General features: G+C 60.8%; 19 protein-coding genes. 11 read left to right on the forward strand and 8 right to left on the reverse strand.

Annotated features, from left to right (window positions below; all coding sequences use genetic code 11):
- A partial coding sequence (locus tag HGI47_RS20760) for an Lrp/AsnC family transcriptional regulator (protein WP_206066337.1) occupies positions 1 to 472 on the forward strand: 472 nt, incomplete at its 5' end.
- 29 nt (positions 473 to 501) lie between these two features.
- Here the strand turns inward: HGI47_RS20760 and HGI47_RS20765 are convergent.
- The 5 genes from HGI47_RS20765 to HGI47_RS20785 form a co-directional block, all read right to left on the reverse strand.
- The gene (locus HGI47_RS20765) at positions 502 to 1,614 is read right to left on the reverse strand and encodes a flavin-dependent monooxygenase (RefSeq protein WP_168854671.1); all 1,113 of its coding nucleotides are present in this window, start codon (positions 1,612 to 1,614) and stop codon (positions 502 to 504) included.
- Positions 1,615 to 1,839: 225 nt separating this feature from the next.
- On the reverse strand, positions 1,840 to 3,594 hold the full coding sequence (locus tag HGI47_RS20770; RefSeq protein ID WP_370521810.1) for a TonB-dependent receptor domain-containing protein: 1,755 nt from the start codon (positions 3,592 to 3,594) through the stop codon (positions 1,840 to 1,842).
- Positions 3,555 to 3,785, reverse strand: coding sequence for a hypothetical protein (locus tag HGI47_RS20775; RefSeq protein ID WP_168854673.1), 231 nt, complete (start codon positions 3,783 to 3,785; stop codon positions 3,555 to 3,557). Before HGI47_RS20775 ends, HGI47_RS20770 begins: the two co-directional genes overlap by 40 nt.
- 511 nt (positions 3,786 to 4,296) lie before the next feature.
- Positions 4,297 to 4,971, reverse strand: coding sequence for a hypothetical protein (locus tag HGI47_RS20780; protein WP_168854674.1), 675 nt, complete (start codon positions 4,969 to 4,971; stop codon positions 4,297 to 4,299).
- A 2-nt stretch (positions 4,972 to 4,973) separates the two neighbouring features.
- On the reverse strand, positions 4,974 to 5,603 hold the full coding sequence (locus HGI47_RS20785; protein ID WP_168854675.1) for an NAD(P)H-binding protein: 630 nt from the start codon (positions 5,601 to 5,603) through the stop codon (positions 4,974 to 4,976).
- Positions 5,604 to 5,742: 139 nt separating this feature from the next.
- Here HGI47_RS20785 and HGI47_RS20790 point away from each other — a divergent pair, with 139 nt between their 5' ends.
- The 10 genes from HGI47_RS20790 to HGI47_RS20835 all read left to right on the forward strand — a co-directional run bounded on the left by HGI47_RS20790 (position 5,743) and on the right by HGI47_RS20835 (position 15,353).
- Complete coding sequence (locus tag HGI47_RS20790) at positions 5,743 to 7,671, forward strand: NAD(P)/FAD-dependent oxidoreductase (RefSeq protein ID WP_168854676.1); 1,929 nt, start codon at positions 5,743 to 5,745, stop codon at positions 7,669 to 7,671.
- A 75-nt stretch (positions 7,672 to 7,746) separates the two neighbouring features.
- Positions 7,747 to 8,397: a TetR/AcrR family transcriptional regulator gene (locus HGI47_RS20795; RefSeq protein ID WP_240950344.1), complete on the forward strand. Its 651-nt coding sequence runs from the start codon at positions 7,747 to 7,749 to the stop codon at positions 8,395 to 8,397.
- Positions 8,398 to 8,630: 233 nt separating this feature from the next.
- A complete protein-coding gene (locus HGI47_RS20800; protein WP_240950345.1) occupies positions 8,631 to 9,824 on the forward strand; it encodes a flavin-dependent monooxygenase in 1,194 nt (397 codons plus the stop codon).
- A gap of 15 nt (positions 9,825 to 9,839) precedes the next feature.
- Complete coding sequence (locus HGI47_RS20805) at positions 9,840 to 10,670, forward strand: alpha/beta fold hydrolase (protein WP_168854679.1); 831 nt, start codon at positions 9,840 to 9,842, stop codon at positions 10,668 to 10,670.
- The gene (locus tag HGI47_RS20810) at positions 10,657 to 11,451 is read left to right on the forward strand and encodes a fumarylacetoacetate hydrolase family protein (RefSeq protein ID WP_168854680.1); all 795 of its coding nucleotides are present in this window, start codon (positions 10,657 to 10,659) and stop codon (positions 11,449 to 11,451) included. Before HGI47_RS20805 ends, HGI47_RS20810 begins: the two co-directional genes overlap by 14 nt.
- 11 nt (positions 11,452 to 11,462) lie before the next feature.
- Positions 11,463 to 12,401, forward strand: a complete 939-nt coding sequence (locus HGI47_RS20815) for an acetaldehyde dehydrogenase (acetylating) (RefSeq protein ID WP_168854681.1) — start codon at positions 11,463 to 11,465, stop codon at positions 12,399 to 12,401.
- Positions 12,401 to 13,441 (forward strand): 4-hydroxy-2-oxovalerate aldolase, encoded by a 1,041-nt coding sequence (gene dmpG / locus HGI47_RS20820; RefSeq protein WP_168854682.1) that lies wholly within the window; start codon positions 12,401 to 12,403, stop codon positions 13,439 to 13,441. Before HGI47_RS20815 ends, dmpG begins: the two co-directional genes overlap by 1 nt.
- 58 nt (positions 13,442 to 13,499) lie before the next feature.
- Complete coding sequence (locus HGI47_RS20825; protein WP_168854683.1) at positions 13,500 to 14,270, forward strand: SDR family oxidoreductase; 771 nt, start codon at positions 13,500 to 13,502, stop codon at positions 14,268 to 14,270.
- 12 nt (positions 14,271 to 14,282) lie between these two features.
- Entirely contained in the window at positions 14,283 to 14,813 is a 531-nt protein-coding gene (locus HGI47_RS20830) for an SRPBCC domain-containing protein (protein ID WP_168854684.1), read from the forward strand.
- Positions 14,814 to 14,819: 6 nt separating this feature from the next.
- Positions 14,820 to 15,353 (forward strand): nuclear transport factor 2 family protein, encoded by a 534-nt coding sequence (locus HGI47_RS20835; RefSeq protein ID WP_168854685.1) that lies wholly within the window; start codon positions 14,820 to 14,822, stop codon positions 15,351 to 15,353.
- A gap of 10 nt (positions 15,354 to 15,363) precedes the next feature.
- Here the strand turns inward: HGI47_RS20835 and HGI47_RS20840 are convergent, their stop codons facing one another.
- From HGI47_RS20840 to HGI47_RS20850, 3 genes are all read right to left on the reverse strand, one after another.
- Positions 15,364 to 15,624 (reverse strand): hypothetical protein, encoded by a 261-nt coding sequence (locus HGI47_RS20840; protein ID WP_168854686.1) that lies wholly within the window; start codon positions 15,622 to 15,624, stop codon positions 15,364 to 15,366.
- A 53-nt stretch (positions 15,625 to 15,677) separates the two neighbouring features.
- The gene (locus HGI47_RS20845; RefSeq protein ID WP_168854687.1) at positions 15,678 to 16,427 is read right to left on the reverse strand and encodes an SDR family NAD(P)-dependent oxidoreductase; all 750 of its coding nucleotides are present in this window, start codon (positions 16,425 to 16,427) and stop codon (positions 15,678 to 15,680) included.
- 130 nt (positions 16,428 to 16,557) lie between these two features.
- Positions 16,558 to 17,025, reverse strand: a complete 468-nt coding sequence (locus tag HGI47_RS20850; protein ID WP_168854688.1) for a nuclear transport factor 2 family protein — start codon at positions 17,023 to 17,025, stop codon at positions 16,558 to 16,560.
- Positions 17,026 to 17,165 lie beyond the last annotated feature (140 nt).

The following is a 17,165-nucleotide window of genomic DNA, read 5'->3' on the forward strand; positions in this document are numbered from 1 at the left end:
CGACACGCTCGACACGCAACTGGTCGACATGCTTGGCCGCGATGCGCGCGTTTCCAACCGGCGCATTGCTGCCGAACTCGGCGTGACCGAAGGCACCGTGCGCGGGCGCATCAAGCGTTTGCAGCAGGATGGCTTAATCGCTTTCACCGCGATCACCGGCTTCCAGATCGAACAGCGCGCTCGCCTTGCCTTCATCAACGTGCAGGCCGAGGTGAACCGCGTGCGCGAAGTGGCGCAGGTGATTGCCGACATTCCCACCGTCAACGCCGTGCTGATCACGATGGGCCAGTTCAACATTACCGCAATGTGCCTGATTCACGATCTGGATGCTTTGGTCGAGGTCGCCTCAGACCGGATTCTGGCGCTTGAGGGCGTTCGGCATGTCGAAACATCAATTGCGGTCAGGACGGTTAAATATAATGACCGCATGGCCAAGATCACCCGACCGACCGTGATTTGCGACGACGACTGACCGCCGCGATCACGTTGCCGGTTGTTGGGTCAAAGGAAATAGTCGCCGTTTTCGCCGCCCATCAGCACGCTGGCATAATTGCGGGCAAAGCCGACCGGATTGTTGGCCACATGCGCGCGGGCCATCCGCACATCGTGCCACAGGTTCTGGAAATCGCTTCCGTCATAGACGGACCGCCCGCCGGCCACGTCCATCAGCAGGTCCATTGCCTCGATGCACCGGTCCGCGACAAGGCTTGCCTGATAACGGTAGAGTACGCGATCCGAAAGGCCGGGCTTCCATCCGGCCTTTTCCATCGCCTCAAAATTGCTGACCATCACCGTCAGGCTTTCTTCGGCAAGGTTCGATGCGCGGGCGATCCGTTCCAGCACATCGGGATCGGTCGCGCTTTTGCTCATGTCGGTGGACGATAGGCCAACCCGGTTGCGGAACAGCGATACGGCATGACGGACCGCACCGATGGCGCTGGTGTTGACCACGCGAATGAAGACCTGTGCCCAGGGCAGATCGTAGACCGGGCTGGACTGGTGGTGAACCGCGTTGAAGCCGTCCATCTGCTTGTGCGTGCGATGTTCGGGGACAAAAACCGGGGCATCGATCACGATATCATTCGATCCGGTGCCCTGAAGGCCCATCGTGTGCCACGTATCCTCGATCCGGTAATCGCCTGCGGGCACAAGGAACGTGCGATGCCCCTCACCCGCCACGATGCCGCCCAGCAAAACCCAGTTGCAATGCAGGCTACCGCTGGACCAGCCCCACCGGCCAGAAAGCAGGAAGCCGCCTTCAACCTGCTCCACTTTCGCGCCTGCCGGATTGTAGGAGCTGGAGATCATCGCATCGGGTCCGGCACCGAAGACTTCGGTTTGCGTTTCGGGTGCCATCAGCGCGATCTGGTAATTGTGGACCGCCACGATTCCCAGCGCCCATGCCGTGCTCATATCGCGTTCCGCGATGGCGATCTGGTCGATGAAGAAATCCTGCGGCGTGCCTTCGCGTCCGCCAAAGCTGGCTGGCGTAAAGTGTCGAAAGAACCCGTCGTCACGCAGCGCATCCACCACAGCGTCGGAAATGCGGCGCGCCTTGCGGCTTTCGGCGGCATGGGCTGAAACAAGGTCTAGCGTGCTGGCCGAGACCGTCATTGATGAAACTCCCGCAAAATTTAACGCGCAGTTTTTGAATACATGATCTACGCAAAATACAATAAAATTGTAGCTAGACCGGATGATCACATAATTGCACGAAGAATTTTCGCACATTGCACAAAAGTGCAGTTTGCAAGGCCATCGCGCTGGCGTGGTGCGATTCAAAATGTGGGCAGCCGTTCCAGCAACGCCCATTCCTTATGCCGAGCGATCGTCGGGCGCTTACCAGTTGAACTTCAGCGTAGCGCCGAATTCACGCGGGTTGGTCATGTTGACCTGCCGATAGCCGGAATTGAACGTACCAGCGATCAGCGAGTTGACCGTGCCATTGCCAAGGCCAATCACGGTAATCCGCCGCTGGTCGAGCAGGTTGCGGGCGAAGACGTCAAACTCCCATTTGCCATCGTTCGAACGCAGCCCGACGAACATGTTGAGCAGTTCGCGCGATTGATAGGTGTATTGCGCCCGCTCCGATGCAAAGCTGGGACGATAGGTGAACAGCGCCCGCACAAATGGCGTGACTGCACCCATTGGCACGCGCACTTCGGTGTTGGCTGTCAGGCTGAAGTCTGGCGTTTCGGCCAGACGGCCCGTGGCCGTGCAATAGCTGACATTGCCCGATCCCGTAACTTTGGGCGTTCCGGTCTGGTTCGGCACGCCTGTTCCGGCAAAATCGTTGCAGGGCACGCGCGCATTGTCGAAGCGGGCCTTGGTATAGGCTGCGGCAAGGCCCAGATTCCAGTTATCGGTAACGCGCCCGTCGAACGAGGCCTCAACGCCCTTTACCGTGGCATCGCCGTTATAATTGAAATCGAAGAAGCCGTTCGTCGGTTGGTTTGCGGGCGCATCATAGTAGATGCCGGTGAAGCGCGACAGGAAGTTGTCGATCTTCTGGTAATAGGCCGACAGGGAATAGTTCACCCGCCGATCAAGCATGGTGCCCTTGATGCCCGCTTCCACGGAATCGCTCTTTTCGTCCGCCGTGCGGATCAGATCTGCCGATATCCCTGCGGGGACCGCAACTCCGGTGCTTCCGGCGCGGAACGAGTGACCATACGCGGCAAAGACGTTCATGTCAGGCGTGATCGCGTAAGAGATGTTCACGCCACCAGTCACGGGCTTGTTGGTGTTGCCCTGCAGGTTTGCGGGAATGATCTCGGTCGGTCCCGAATTTGCCGCGCCGGTCAGGGTAAGCTGCGTCGTCTGGACCGATTTCATGATCGAATAGCGCACGCCCCCTTCGATGGACAGCGGCCCAGACCGATAGCGCAAGTTGGCGTTGAACGACCAGGTTTGGTTGTTCACCGGCACGTTCACGCGCGTGGCGATGCCCAGGGTGTTGGGTAGCGTAAACGGCGTAAAACCGGGGAACGGAACACCGATGGCTGCAAATGGCAGGTTGACCTGCGCATTGGGATTGACCGCATACCAGAACTGCGAGGCATCCTGATTGACCACCGTGGTGCCAACCTGCCGGGTGTAGAATGCACCCACGCCCCAGCCCAGCCCTTCGCGATTGTTCGATGCAATGCGCAGTTCGGCAGTGTCCACCTTGTAGGGCGTTTCGACGTTCGAATAATGCACGTAATTTGGCAAGGCGTTGGTCACATCCAGATCGCGCTGGATATTCAACCTGCTGAACTGGTGTGCTCCCACCAGCGAAACGGTGGCTGCGCCAAGATCGTATTCGAGATTCAGATTCACGAGGTGCGATTTGTTGCGGTTGCGGAACAGCCCGTCCTGCACCGAGGCATAGTCATCAGTGGTGAGCGCCGGGCCGGAAGGCGCGCTCGTATCGGGCACGAATACCCCGGCAAGGGGCGCTGGCAGATCGCCCAGGCCCGGCACGGGGATCGTGAAATAAAGGCGGTAAGGATTGTTGCCGGTGCCGATGACCTGCTGGAACTGGCGATTGTCCGCTTCAAGATATTGGTAGGTCAGATAACCGGTGAAGCTGTCAGTCGGCCTCCAGCCCAGCGTAACGCGCGCGCTCTGCGTCGCGCTCTTCGACCGTTCGTTGCGGTGACGATAATCTCGTTGCCGGTCACTTCAGCGGCGGCCTCCGGCTGTGCTTGTGCGGCGTCAGCGGCGAATGCTGCCACTGGCATCATTATCGCCATCAGGCTTCCGCCAATCAGCAGCGACACCTTCAATGCTTCGGATTTCATACGTCCTCCCCTTTTGATTCTGGCAGCCCTTGCTGCGGGCTTGCCGCGTTTGCGTGCTGCACTCAGCAGTTCAGTTGCCGGGCCATTCCCCGGCCAAATCGGATGCGGATCGCAGTGCGCGTTCGATGGGATGGGAAAGGAAGCGGGCAACAGTTTCCCGCGCTCGCAGTCGCTTACGCCGACCGCGCCGCCGCTTTCACATCATCCTCTCGATAGCTACTCACGGCGATTCACTTAGAAGTTAGTCTTAACTAACATTCTCTCCGCGGGGCGTCAAATCTTTTGCGATCATTTATGATCATTTGTGGTCTTTTTACACAAAATGTCCGAGCTTTGCGTAGCTGAGTGGCGATAATGCCACGCATAGCACGTGCGCGCAGCCACGCGCTTCAATCGCAATCTGGCCAAACCTGGGCGAAAAACGGGTTGGCCGCTTTGTTCGCGTCATAGCTCGCCTGATCGACCATGCACGTCGGGCACCAGTGGCCACCTTTAAGGTACAGGCGCGGGGTCATCGTGAAGTCATGGCCCAGTGCGCAGCGCAATTGCGCTGGCGCATCCGGTTCGCAGGAATCGCCAATGAACGCGCCGCCACGGAACCGGGCTGCTGCCGCAAGATCGCTGGCCGACCAATCACTTTCAGCCTTGGCCGTATCGTATCCGTGATCCAGCAGCGAGACTTCCCCCGAAGGCCGGCGAAATTCGAAGTCGGCCCAATCGCGCGGCAGCTTTTCCCAGGCCTCGCGCGATCCGAAGTAGGCGGCGATGTGTTCCTTGTCGTCATTCGCCAGCCAGTTGAGCGGTCCGCCCGCCCTTTGGCCAGTTTCTCCATGCGCGCGCGGCCCGCTCCGGGAAAGAGCCGCGCAATCAGCCGAACCAGCGCGGGCATCCCCGCCACCATGTCGCGCGCCCAGTCTTCCAGCGTTTCTGACCGGAACGGCACCAGCGCTTCCAGCCGATCTGAATCGGCATACCACTGCCCATAGAAATTGCGCGTGGCAAACCAGTGCGGGCGATAGCTGGCAAAGGCGTCCTTCTGCCCCAGCGCCCGCGCTGTGATCTGTGCGAATTCGTGGTTGACCACGCGCAGCGTTTCGCCGCCACCGATATTGTAGAACTGCCGCCAGAACGCCTGCGGCACCGCGTCTTCGCAGGTATTGGCGGCAAGGCGGGCAGAATCGCCCACGGTCACCCATTCGAAACGCCGTTGAACGGGTTGTGGAAGATGATCGGGTCGAACGTCTTCCGGATGTCGGGGTGCGCAATCCCGGTCTGGCGCAGGGAAACCCAGTTCTTCAACCCGCTTTGCGCAACGATGGCTTCGGCTTCGGTCTTGCTGACGGCGTATTGGTCGTAACGGCTTATCTTGATCGGATCGCCCGTGCGCCCCCAATGCACCGGCGCGTTGCGATGCCCGGTTTGCGCCACCGTGCCGATATAGACCAGCGCAGTCGTTTCAGCCTGCCCTGCTGCCTTGATCGCATCAACGATATTGCGCGCCCCGCCGACGTTGACCTTCATCGTCAGTTCCGGGTGATGATCTGCCAGCGGCGATACAAGGCCGCCGATGTGCAAGACCTGATCGACCCCTGCAACGCCGCGCCGCATATCATCGGCGTTGGTCAGGTCACCCCATACCCACTCGACCGCCGGATGGCCGTCGAGTCGCTTCACCACGGGATGATTGCGCTCTTCGGGGCGGACCAGCGCGCGCACCTTGAACCGATCGGCCCGGATGACCAGTTCGGCCAGCGTGGCGCGGCCCATGTTGCCGGTCGCCCCTGTTAGAAACACGGTCTTCTTTGTGGAAATCGCCACCTGGCTCAGCTCCCGAACGGATAATCGTTCCCTTATGTTCGATTATTACGCGGCGCGCGTCAACCATTGTAAGTGAACACTTCCAATTATGCCGTCGGTGACGTAAGTGAACACTCATAACGAACGAGGAGGTAGACTGATGGCTTCGATTCTGGCTGACGAGCGCACGGATTTTAACCCTCTGGCCGATGGCCCGGAGCTTGCTGCCGCGCTGGATGAAGCCAATGTGCCCACGCTGCTAGCTGCTTACGCCTATCTCTCGCACGATAGCGCCTTTCTCGAAAAGTTCGCCGCGCATATCCGCCCTGCCTTCTCCTATCCGCCGACCGATATTCCCGAAGCCTTGGCCGACGAACTGCGCCTGAAACTGCGCCGCCTGCTGACCACGGGCGAAGGCCTTGCGCGCACAGAAGCGTCGGATGCGCTGGTGCAGCGCATCATGTCGGTCACGGTGGGCGAACCGGTCGAGGACGAATTCATCGCGCTGGTTTATGACCAGTGCGGCTTCCGGCCGTGGATCGATCGCAGCAATCTGCCAGACCGCCGTGCGCCCAAGCCAGGGTTCAAGGTGCTGGTCATCGGTGCAGGCATGACCGGCATGGCCGCCGCCACCAAACTGCGCGAAGCCGGTTACGATTTCGTGGTTATCGAAAAGAACCCCGAAGTCGGCGGCACCTGGTACGAAAACCGCTATCCCGGCGTCGGCGTGGATACGCCCAGCCACTTCTACAGCTTCAGTTGGGAAATCTGGCCTGATTGGCAGCACTATCACCCACACGGCGCGGACATGCAGCGCTATATGACCGGCGTTGCCGACAAGTATGACATGCGCCGCGACATCCGCTTCAACACTGCCGTGGAAACGCTGGTGTGGGACGCCAAAACCTGCACCTGGACCGTCACCGTGCGCAATGCCGATGGCAGCACCGAAGCGCTTGTCGCCAATGCGGTGATCAATGGTCATGGCCCGGTCAACCGGTTGAAGATGCCCGACATTGCCGGGCTATCCGATTTTAACGGCCCGGTCGTCCATACTGCCGCCTATCCCGCTGATCTCGCTATAAAGGGCAAGCGCGTTGCCGTGATCGGCACCGGTGCCAGTTCGGCCCAGCTTTGCGGAGCCATCGCGCCCGATGTCGCGGAACTCACCGTCTATCAGCGCACAAAGCACTGGGTCATCTACAATCCCGAAATCGCCCACGAGGTGAGCGAGGGGATGAAGTGGGCACTTGCCCATGTTCCCAGCTTCAAGGAATGGTTCCGCTTCCGCGTCTATTGGGCTGCGGCAGACGGCCTGTTCTCCAACGTGCTGAAAGACCCCGCCTGGGCCGAAAACATGCAGGCCGTTTCCGAAGGCAACGAGATGACGCGCCAGTATGCGCTGTCCTATATGCAGCAGCGCTTTGCCGACCGGCCTGATCTGATCGAGAAGCTGACGCCTGATTTTCCGATTTTTTCCAAGCGCATCATTCTCGACAATGGCTGGTTCGATGCCCTCGCCCGGCCGAACGTTCATCTTGAGGATCAGGGCATCGCGCGCATCCTGCCCAACGGGATCGAAGCTGCCGATGGTTCGGTGTTTGAATGCGATGTGATCATCTGCGCCACCGGCTTCAACGTATCGAAGATGGTCGGCAATCTTGTGATCAAGGGCGAAGGCGGGCGTGATCTGGGCGAAGAATGGGGTGCAGAAGATCCGCGCAGCTATCTTGGCATGTGCGTGCCGGGCTATCCCAACTACTTCCACACCGTCGGCCCCAACAGCGCGCCGAACCACGCGGCGGGCCAGAACCTGATTTCCGAAGCGCAGGTCAACTGGATCATCGAAGCGCTGGACCGGATCAACGAATCCGACGCGCGCGCGTTCGAAGTGGAACAGAGCGCCTTCGATGCGTGGAACCGCAAGGTCGATGAACGGATGCCAGAGATGATCTGGACCCACCCGCGCGCCAATTCCTATTACAACAACTCCAAGGGCCGCGTTTTCCTGTCGTGGCCGTGGCGGCTCGTCGATTTCTTCAACGCAACCCGCGCGCCGGAACCCGGAAGCTATCGCCTGATCGAATGATGGCGGGATCATGCACGCCCCGGCCTTGTGCGGCACCTTGCACAGAGCCGGGGTTTGCGCCTAACTCCTGCCTTGATGAAACGCACTCGCCTTGCCGCGAAAGACCGCAAAGCCCTTATCCTGTCCAACGCTCGCGCAATTTTTGCGCAGTGTGGCTACGAAGCTGCACGCACGCAGGATATCGCCAAATGCTCTGGCGTGTCCGGAGCATTGATGTATCGCCACTTTCCGTCAAAAGTGGCGCTCTACCGTGCCGTGCTGCGCGAAGTGATCCGCGAACAGGATGCCAGCTACGAAGCACTGAACCTGCACGAATTGACCGGGCGCGCGCTCGTTCGCAACCTCCACACCTATTTCAGGATCGTGGTCGATCCGGCACCTTCGCAGTTCAAGGAAGGCTTTCGCCTGCTGCTGGCCAGCCTTGTGGGCGATACCAATTTTGCCAATCTGGTCTATCGCCGCGCGCACCGGCTGATGAACCATCGCATCACGCAGGCCTTGCATAACGCGCGTGAGGCGGGCGAAATCACCGGGCGCGAAATCTCGGTCAGGAACACCTCGTTGTTCACCGAACACGTCGGCACCGTGCTCAATGTGCTCACCACCGATGCCGACCGGTCGCCCTATGATGGCAATGTTGATGATCTGGCGCGCGACGCCGTGTGGTTCTGCTGCCGCGCGGTTGGCTTCACCGATGCGGCAATTGCAAGCCATCTTGGAGGTTGAAGCCGTGCGGTTGGCCGCGTCCTCTGCGTCGCCAGCAGGGCAGGTGGCTACGCACTATGGCTATGTTGGGTGAGGTATTTCACCAATATCGAAAGTATTTTGGCTTTTTGATTGACGATTTGCGTATCCGATGCCATCGTAAATTACGAATGCAGCGCACGCCGACCTGAATGTGAGTCGGCACGTCGCACGGTAATTTGGGAGAGATCGGAAACATGGTCAGCGCAGTCGCGATGTCGCGGGCAGACTCAATTCCGCTGGGGGATGAACTGGTTGCGCGTGCCCGCGCGATGATCCCCACCTTGCGCGAACGATCGCAGGCCTGTGTTACGGGGCGCGATGTTCCGGCGCAGTCCATTGCCGAAATGCAGGAAGCAGGCTTCTTCCGCATCCTTCAGCCCAAGCGCTGGGGTGGCTACGAAATGCACCCCAACGTGTTCTACGATGTGCAGAAGGCGCTGGCCGAAGGCTGCATGTCCACGGGCTGGATGTATGGCGTCGTCGGGTGCCATCCTTATGAAATCGCGCTGTTCCATGAAGAGGCGCAGGCCGAAGTCTGGGGTGAGGATACTTCGACGCTGGTGTCATCATCCTATCAGCCGGTGGGTAAGGTAACCCCGGTCGATGGTGGGTTCCGCCTGTCGGGCCGCTGGGGTTTTTCCACCGGATCGGTCCACTGCCAATGGGTCGTCCTAGGCGCGCTGGTGCCGCCTGCCGAACACGGAGGCGCGCCCGATATGCGCGCCTTCCTGTTGCCGCGCGCCGATTACACGATCGATACCGATAGCTGGCACGTCTTCGGGCTTCAGGGCACTGGCAGCCATGACGTGATCGTCGATGACGTGTTCGTGCCCGAACATCGCACGCACCGTTCTGTCGATGGCTTCCTTTGCACCAACCCCGGGCAGGCCACCAACCCCGGCCCGCTCTATACCTTGCCGTGGGCGCAGGTCTTCATGCGGTCTGTCTCCACCGCAGCGTTTGGTGGCGCGCGCGCCGCGATCAGTGCCGCGCGCGAGATTGCCGAAACCCGCGTTTCCACCAACACCGGCAAGGCATCGAAGAACGATCCCTTCCTGCTGGCCGCCGTCGCGCGCGCTCATGCCGAAGTGACCGAGATGGAAATGACCCTGCGTATGACCTTCGAAGATCTGATGGGCCATGCCGACCGGGGCGAAGCGATCCCGATGGAGAAGCGCACGCTCTACGCCTATAACTCCGCATCCATCGTGCGCCGCATGGCTGATCTGGTGGACGATATGGTGAAGCTGCTGGGCGGACGGGCGATCTATAACCACAGCCCGATCATCCAGCCCTGGCTCGATCTTCACGCAGGGCGCGCGCACGTTGCCAATGATCCGGCCAATCGCACGCTCGATGTTGTCGGCGCGATGAGCGGACAGGCCCCCACTTTCAACTTCCTCTGACGCGGAGCGCAAACGATGGCTGATCTTGCCCGCACCACGCATCGCGTCAGCGGCGGTTACGATATCCTGATTGCCGAGGCGGGAGACGCAGCCGCACCCGCCGTCGTGTTCATCCACGGCAGTGGTCCCGGCGCATCGGGCGCATCCAACTTCCGGTCGAACATCGATGCGTTCGTGGACGCGGGCTACCGTGTGATCCTGCCAGACTTGATCGGCTATGGCGCATCGTCAAAGCCCGAAGGCCTTGATTACACGCTGCAACTGTTCACCGATACGCTTTACGAAGCGCTGATCGCCCACGGCATTTCCAGCGCCAGCCTCGTCGGCAATTCGCTGGGCGGCGGCATTGCCCTGCAGATGACGCTGGATCGCCCGGCGTTCACCCGCAACCTCGTGATGATGGCACCGGGCTGCGTGGCAGAGCGGGAAAGCTATTTCGTGATGCCCGGCATCGCCAAGATGGTGTCCAACTTCGGCGGGCCGGACTTTAACCTTGCCGAACAGAAGCGCCTCGTCTCCAATCTCGTCCACCCCGATTTCGCGCGGAACATTCCCGATGCGCTGGTGGCCGAACGCTTTGAAGTGGCCCGCACCCAGCCCAAGGACGTGATCGTGCGGATGCGCACGCCCGACCTTTCGCCCCGCCTGCCCGAAATCACGCAACCGATCTTCGTGCTCTGGGGCCTGAACGACGAGTTCTGCCCCGAAGCGCATTCCCGCCTGTTCCTCGAACACTGCCCCGATGTGCGTGCCATAACGTTCGCCCGCACCGGCCACTGGGTGCAGGTCGAACGCGCGGCTGAATTCAACGCCTATGCCATCGAGTTCCTCAATGCCCGTCGATAGGATTCAGCACTATGGTGCCGCGCTTTACGAAGCGCTGCGCGCCCGCAAGACCATCGCTCCGCTGATTGCGCAGGACGCATCGCTGACGCTGGACGATGCCTATGCGATCAACCTCGATTTCCTGTCGCGCCGCGTGGCCGATGGCGAGAAGGTCGTGGGCAAGAAGATCGGCGTAACCAGCAAGGCCGTGCAGGACATGCTGGGCGTCCACCAGCCAGACTTCGGCTTCCTGACCGACTGGATGCACGTCGAAGGCGATATCGATCTCGATGCCAAGGCGCTGATTGCGCCGCGCGCCGAAGCGGAAATCGCCTTCATCCTGAAGCACAGCCTCAACGGTCCCGGCGTGACCGCCGCCGACGTTCTGGCCGCCACGGAATCCATCGCACCTTGCTTCGAAATCGTCGATAGCCGCATTGATGACTGGAAGATCCAGATCGTCGATACCGTGTCGGACAACGCATCGTGCGGCGTCTATGTGATCGGCAGCGAGCGCCTCGATCCCGCTGGCCTAGACCTGCCCAACCTGCACGTCGCCGTAACCAAGAACGGTGCCCCCCTGTCCGAAGGCTATGGCCATGCCGTGCAGGGCGATCCGGCGCAGGCCGTGGCGTGGCTGGCTAACACGCTGGGCGCTTATGGCGTCACGCTTGATGCAGGCGATGTGATCCTGTCCGGTTCGCTCGTCCCGCTCGCGCCTGCGGTCAAGGGTGACCGCTTCGAAATGGCTCTCAGCAACGATGCAGGCCCGCTGGGCACCTGCGTTGCGAACTTCGTTTAAGGACCACGGCAATGGCACGCATAAAGGCTGCGATCATCGGTTCGGGCAATATCGGCACCGATCTGATGATGAAGATGATCAAATATCCGCAGAACATGGAATTGGCCATCGTCGTCGGAATCGATGAAAAGTCCGAAGGCCTTGCGATGGCGCGCGCCCACGGCATCGCCACCACGCACGAAGGGTTGCAAGGCCTGCGCGCCCACCCGCTCTACAAGGATATCGGCATCGCCTTCGATGCGACCAGCGCCTATGCCCACAAGGTGCATGACGAAGCGCTGCGCGCCGATGGCATTCAGGTGGTGGACCTGACGCCCGCCGCCATTGGCCCGTTCATCGTGCCCCCGGTGAACATGGAAGCCAACCTTGGCGCGTCCAACGTAAACATGGTCACTTGCGGCGGTCAGGCGACGATCCCGATGGTCGCCGCCGTCAGCCGTGTCGGCAAAGTCCACTATGCCGAAATCGTGGCGTCGGTTTCCTCGCGCTCGGCAGGCCCCGGCACCCGCGCCAACATCGACGAATTCACCCGCACCACCGCCCGCGCGATTGAGCAGGTCGGCGGCGCGACCAAGGGCAAGGCGATCATCATCCTCAACCCCGCCGAACCGCCAATGATCATGCGCGATACGGTGTTCACCCTGTCCGAAGGCGCCGATGAAGACGCCATTCGCCAGTCCGTTGCCGATATGGTGGCGCAAGTGCAGAAATACGTGCCCGGCTATCGGTTGAAGCAGGAAGTTCAGTTCGAACGCTTTGGCGATAACAACAAGCTGAAGATCCCCGGCATGGGCGAATTTACCGGCGTAAAATCGATGATCATGCTCGAAGTCGAAGGCGCAGGCGATTACCTGCCCAGCTATTCCGGCAATCTCGACATCATGACTGCCGCCGCCAAAGCCACTGGCGAACTCCTCGCCGCGCGCCGCATGGCGAAGGAGAACGCATGATGACCGCCAAGTTCAACGTCGAAGCGGGCGACAAGCTCTATATCCAGGACGTCACCCTGCGCGATGGGATGCACGCCGTGCGCCATATGTATGGCATCGATCACGTGCGCGCCATCGCCGCCGCGCTGGATAAGGCCGGGGTCGATGCCATCGAGGTTGCCCACGGCGATGGCCTGTCGGGCGCCAGCTTCAACTACGGTTTCGGCGCGCACACCGATTGGGAATGGCTCGAAGCCGTGGCCGATGTGCTGGAACGCAGCGTGCTGACCACGCTGATCCTGCCCGGCGTCGGCACGGTAGAGGAACTGCGCCGCGCCTATGATATCGGCGTCCGCTCGGTCCGCGTCGCCACGCACTGCACCGAGGCTGATGTTTCGAAGCAGCACATCGGCATAGCCCGCGATCTCGGCATGGACGTGTCCGGCTTCCTGATGATGAGCCACATGATCGAACCCGAAGCGCTGGCCGCGCAGGCGCTGCTGATGGAAAGCTACGGCGCGCAGTGCGTCTACGTTACTGACAGCGGCGGCGCGCTCGATATGGATGGTGTCCGCACCCGGCTCGAAGCCTATGACCGCGTGCTCAGCCCCGAAACCCAGCGCGGTATCCACGCCCATCACAACCTCGCGTTGGGCGTCGCCAACTCCATCGTTGCCGCACAGCACGGCGCGGTGCGCATCGACGCCAGCCTTACCGGCATGGGCGCGGGTGCGGGCAATGCTCCGCTCGAAGTGTTCATCGCCGCTGCTGATCGCAAAGGCTGGAACCACGGATGCGATGTGATGATGCTGATGGACGCCGCCGAAGATCTGGTGCGCCCGTTGCAGGATCGCCCCGTGCGGGTTGACCGTGAAACGCTCGCGCTCGGCTATGCCGGGGTCTACTCCAGCTTCCTGCGCCATGCGGAAAAGGCGGCGGAAACCTATGGCCTCGATACCCGCACGATCCTTGTCGAATTGGGCCGCCGCAAGATGGTTGGCGGGCAGGAAGACATGATCGTCGATGTCGCACTCGACATGCTGAAAGAACGCGAAGGCTGATCCTCAGCCACCACGGCATAAGGGACAAAAAGTCCCGCCAAACCGGGAGAGAAAGCAGATGATCCTAAAGGATAAGGTCGTCATCGTCACAGGCGCAGGCCCCGGCATGGGCCAGGCCGCTTGTCGCGGTGCTGCACGCGAAGGCGCAAAGGTCGTCGTCACCGCGCGGTCGAAGCAGGTGATCGAAGAGGTCGCGCACGAAATCGTCGCCGCCGGCGGTGAAGCCATCGCCGTCCCGATGGATGTGACCAGCATGGACCAGTGCAAGACCGCCGCGCAGGCCGCCGTGGACAATTGGGGCCGCATCGATGGCCTTGTAAACTCAGCCTATTACCACCCCGATTGGGGTCCGCTGATCGAACACGATGTGGATCAGGTCTTGCAGGCGTTCGACGTTGGCGCGGCAGGGGCGTTGCGCATGGCAATGGCGGTCTACCCCACGATGAAGGCGCAAGGGGCAGGCTCCATCGTCAACATTTCCACGCTTTGCACGCGCAAGCCGATGCCCGGCGAAGGCGGCTATGGCATGGCCAAGGGCGCGCTCAACCACATGACCCGCCACCTTGCGGTGGAGTTTGCGGGCACCGGCATCCGCGTCAACACCGCGCTGATGGGCTGGATGATGGGCGCGCCGCTCGAAAGCTTTATCCAAAGCCTTGGCGAAGGGGCAGAAGCTTTCCGCACCCAGCGTGCCAGCGAAATCCCCGTGGGCCACATCCCGCCCGATGCCGATTGCGCCAAGGCGGTCTATTTCCTGCTGTCGGACTACGCTTCGGAAGTCACCGGCGCGATGCTGGATGTCAACGGCGGCGATTGGGTCGCAGCATAACGGGAGCCTGCCATGCTGCTCGACTGGATGAAGACGCACCCCTCGCTTGCCGATGATCCGGAAACGGGGCTTGATCCCGATGCCATCACCGTCAGCGAAACGGTCGATATCGCCGCCCCTGCGCGCGTGGTGTGGCAGGTGCTCACCGATATGCCGCGTTACAATGAATGGAACCCGTTCTGTGTAAAGGCCGATTCCACGCTGGAAATGGGCGCGGCGGTACACATGAAACTGATGAACTACGCCGTCCCCGGCAGCATCGTGCCCAATTGCGAATTCATCTGCGCTTTTGATCCTGACCGCATGATATCGTGGGAACTGCCGCATAGTGAAGCATGGCCCTATCCCGCTCGGCGCGATCAGGTGATCGAAGCCACCGGCCCTGAATCCTGCCGCTATTTCAGCACCGATGCCTTCCTTGGCGCCAACGGCATCCATGTCTTCCGCTTTGCCGGGCCGTGGGTAAAGCGTGCGTTCGATGATTCCGCCCGCGCGCTGAAGGCGCGTGCCGAGGAACTCTATGCCCAAGAACAGAAAGCCTGATCCCCCATGCCGTTCACCCTGCAACAGCTTTCCGATATCGAGGAAATCAAGGTGCTGAAACACCGCTATTTCCGAGGGATAGACACCGCCAATCAGGCGCTGCTGGCCGATGTGTTCAGCGAAAACGTCGCCTGCACATATAATGGCGGAACCTATAGGGTTTCGCTCAAGGGCCGTGCCGCCATGCTCGAATTTCTCGCCAATTCGTTCCATTCGGGCGCGGCTGCGATGCACATCGGCATCATGCCAGAAGTCACCATCACCGGCGACAATACCGCCACCGGCATCTGGTATCTGCAAGACGTGTTCATCGATGTGGAGAAGGACGATCACACCTTCGGCACCGCAATCTATACCGATACCTACCGCCGTGAAGGCGGGGTGTGGAAGATCGAAAGCACCTATTACGACCGCGTGATCGAAGTGCTGAACAAGTTCAGCCAGACCGGTGGCCGCCTCACCGTGCAACGCCTTGCCACCACAGGCCGCAAGCCCGAAGAGCGCACCGATATCAGCCACCTGATAAGCTGGGATTCGTAAAAACCGCCGCTCAGGCCGGAGTCTCGTCCAGCTCCGCAATCTCGAAGACGAAGCTTTTCCACCCGCGCTGGCGGGCGGCTTCGTCTGCCGGGGCCCGCTTGCGCTTGGCTTCGGCCAATGACCGGGCGTGCCCCCAGAACACTTCGGTCTTGCCGTTTTCCAGTTCGGCCACGATCCGCCAGTAATGGGTAAAAGCATCGGCGGTCGGCCCGATGGTTTTCACATAACCATCGGGCATCGTTGCAGTCAGGTATCGCTTCTTTCGGGCCATGACTGCCCGTCATTGCGCATGGATGGGCATGGCGCAAGGCCGGGGCCTGCAAATCAGGGCAATCGCAATTGCCCTCCGTCCACCATCAGCGTTTGCCCGGTGATATAGCTTGCCGCATCGCTGGCGAGGAACACCGCCGCCGCGCCGATATCGGTTTCACAATCGCCAATCCGCCGCAGCGGAACCTTGGCGATTTGCCCCGCATAAGCATCGGGGAAGTGCTGCCGCCACATCTCCACCCCCGGCGAATTGGCAAAGGGGCAGATGATGTTCACGCGGATGCCCGATGGCCCCCATTCCACCGCCGCGGTCTTTGACAATGACCGGATCGCTTCTTTCGCCGCGCCATAGGATGCCTGCGTCATCATCCCTTCGATCCCTGCCCCGCTGCCAAAATTGATCACCGATCCCCGGCTTTGCAGCAGATGCGGATGGGCCGCCTGCATCAGCAGGAACGTGGCCCATAATCCGGTGCCAAACGCCAGATCCATCGCTTCGGTCGTGGTGTCCATCAGCAGCAATTGCTGCGATGCCTGCGCGGCGTTGACCAGCGTATCGAGCCTGCCGAACCTGCGCACCGCCTCGTCCACGATGCCCGGCAGGGCGGCGCGATCCATCAGGTCAACCGCCATGAACGCCACGTCACCGAATGCGCCAAGTTCCTTGGCTGTCGCTTTGCCCAAGTCGGCCTCGCGGTCCACGATCAGGACTTTGGCCCCGGCTTTGACAAAGGCCGTCGCAACCCCCTTGGCCACGCCCCGCGCGCCGCCGGTGACGATGGCAACTTTTCCTGCGAGTTGCATGTGAGACTCTCCCGTCTTGTAGAATGCGGCATTCTATGGGGATAAAAATCCTCGTATGGAAGGGTAAAATAACAATATAATGATGATATGCGTAATTTATAACGCCACTTTATCTGTGAACGTGGGTAGTTCAGGTTGAAGCGGCATTGCTCCAGATGATCGCCGCATCGCCGCTATGCGTTTGCCAAAGTGCATCGCGGCGGACGATGCGCCAACCTTCTTTGCGCAAGGCCCAGCGGTCGACATATTCGCCATTGCTGTCGAACACCGCGCCGCCATGATCGCCAGCGCGCTGGTGGCGGGCCTGCACATAAGCGCGGCTGACCGCGCTCGTGCCATCGGGAGCGACGTCGATCGCTATGCTGCCGATCAGGTGTTGGGTCGGTCCGCACACGTCCAGAAAGCGGCGCATGTTGGCTTCCAGCGCGGGCATTCCGGCCTGTTCGCCCATCCCGTAATCGAAGGTCACGTCTTCGGCAAAGACATCGCCCAACCGCTCCCACAACTTCCCGTCCAGCACGCGCGCAAAGCGGGCAAGGCCTTCGCGCACCGCGCGTTCGGCCAGCAACATGCTGATGGCGTCTATCGCCTTGGTCATCGCGCTATTCTCCCTGCAAACCTGCGAAAATCCGCGTAATCCTGAACTGCACCTAGATGCACCTAGGCGCACTTAAGCCGCACCAGAACGGCGGAAACCCTACCATAAGCGTCGCTGGCAGCAGGTTCAGCGCAACGCGC

This window comes from Novosphingobium sp. ERN07, from assembly GCF_012641335.1.
Lineage (GTDB): Bacteria > Pseudomonadota > Alphaproteobacteria > Sphingomonadales > Sphingomonadaceae > Novosphingobium.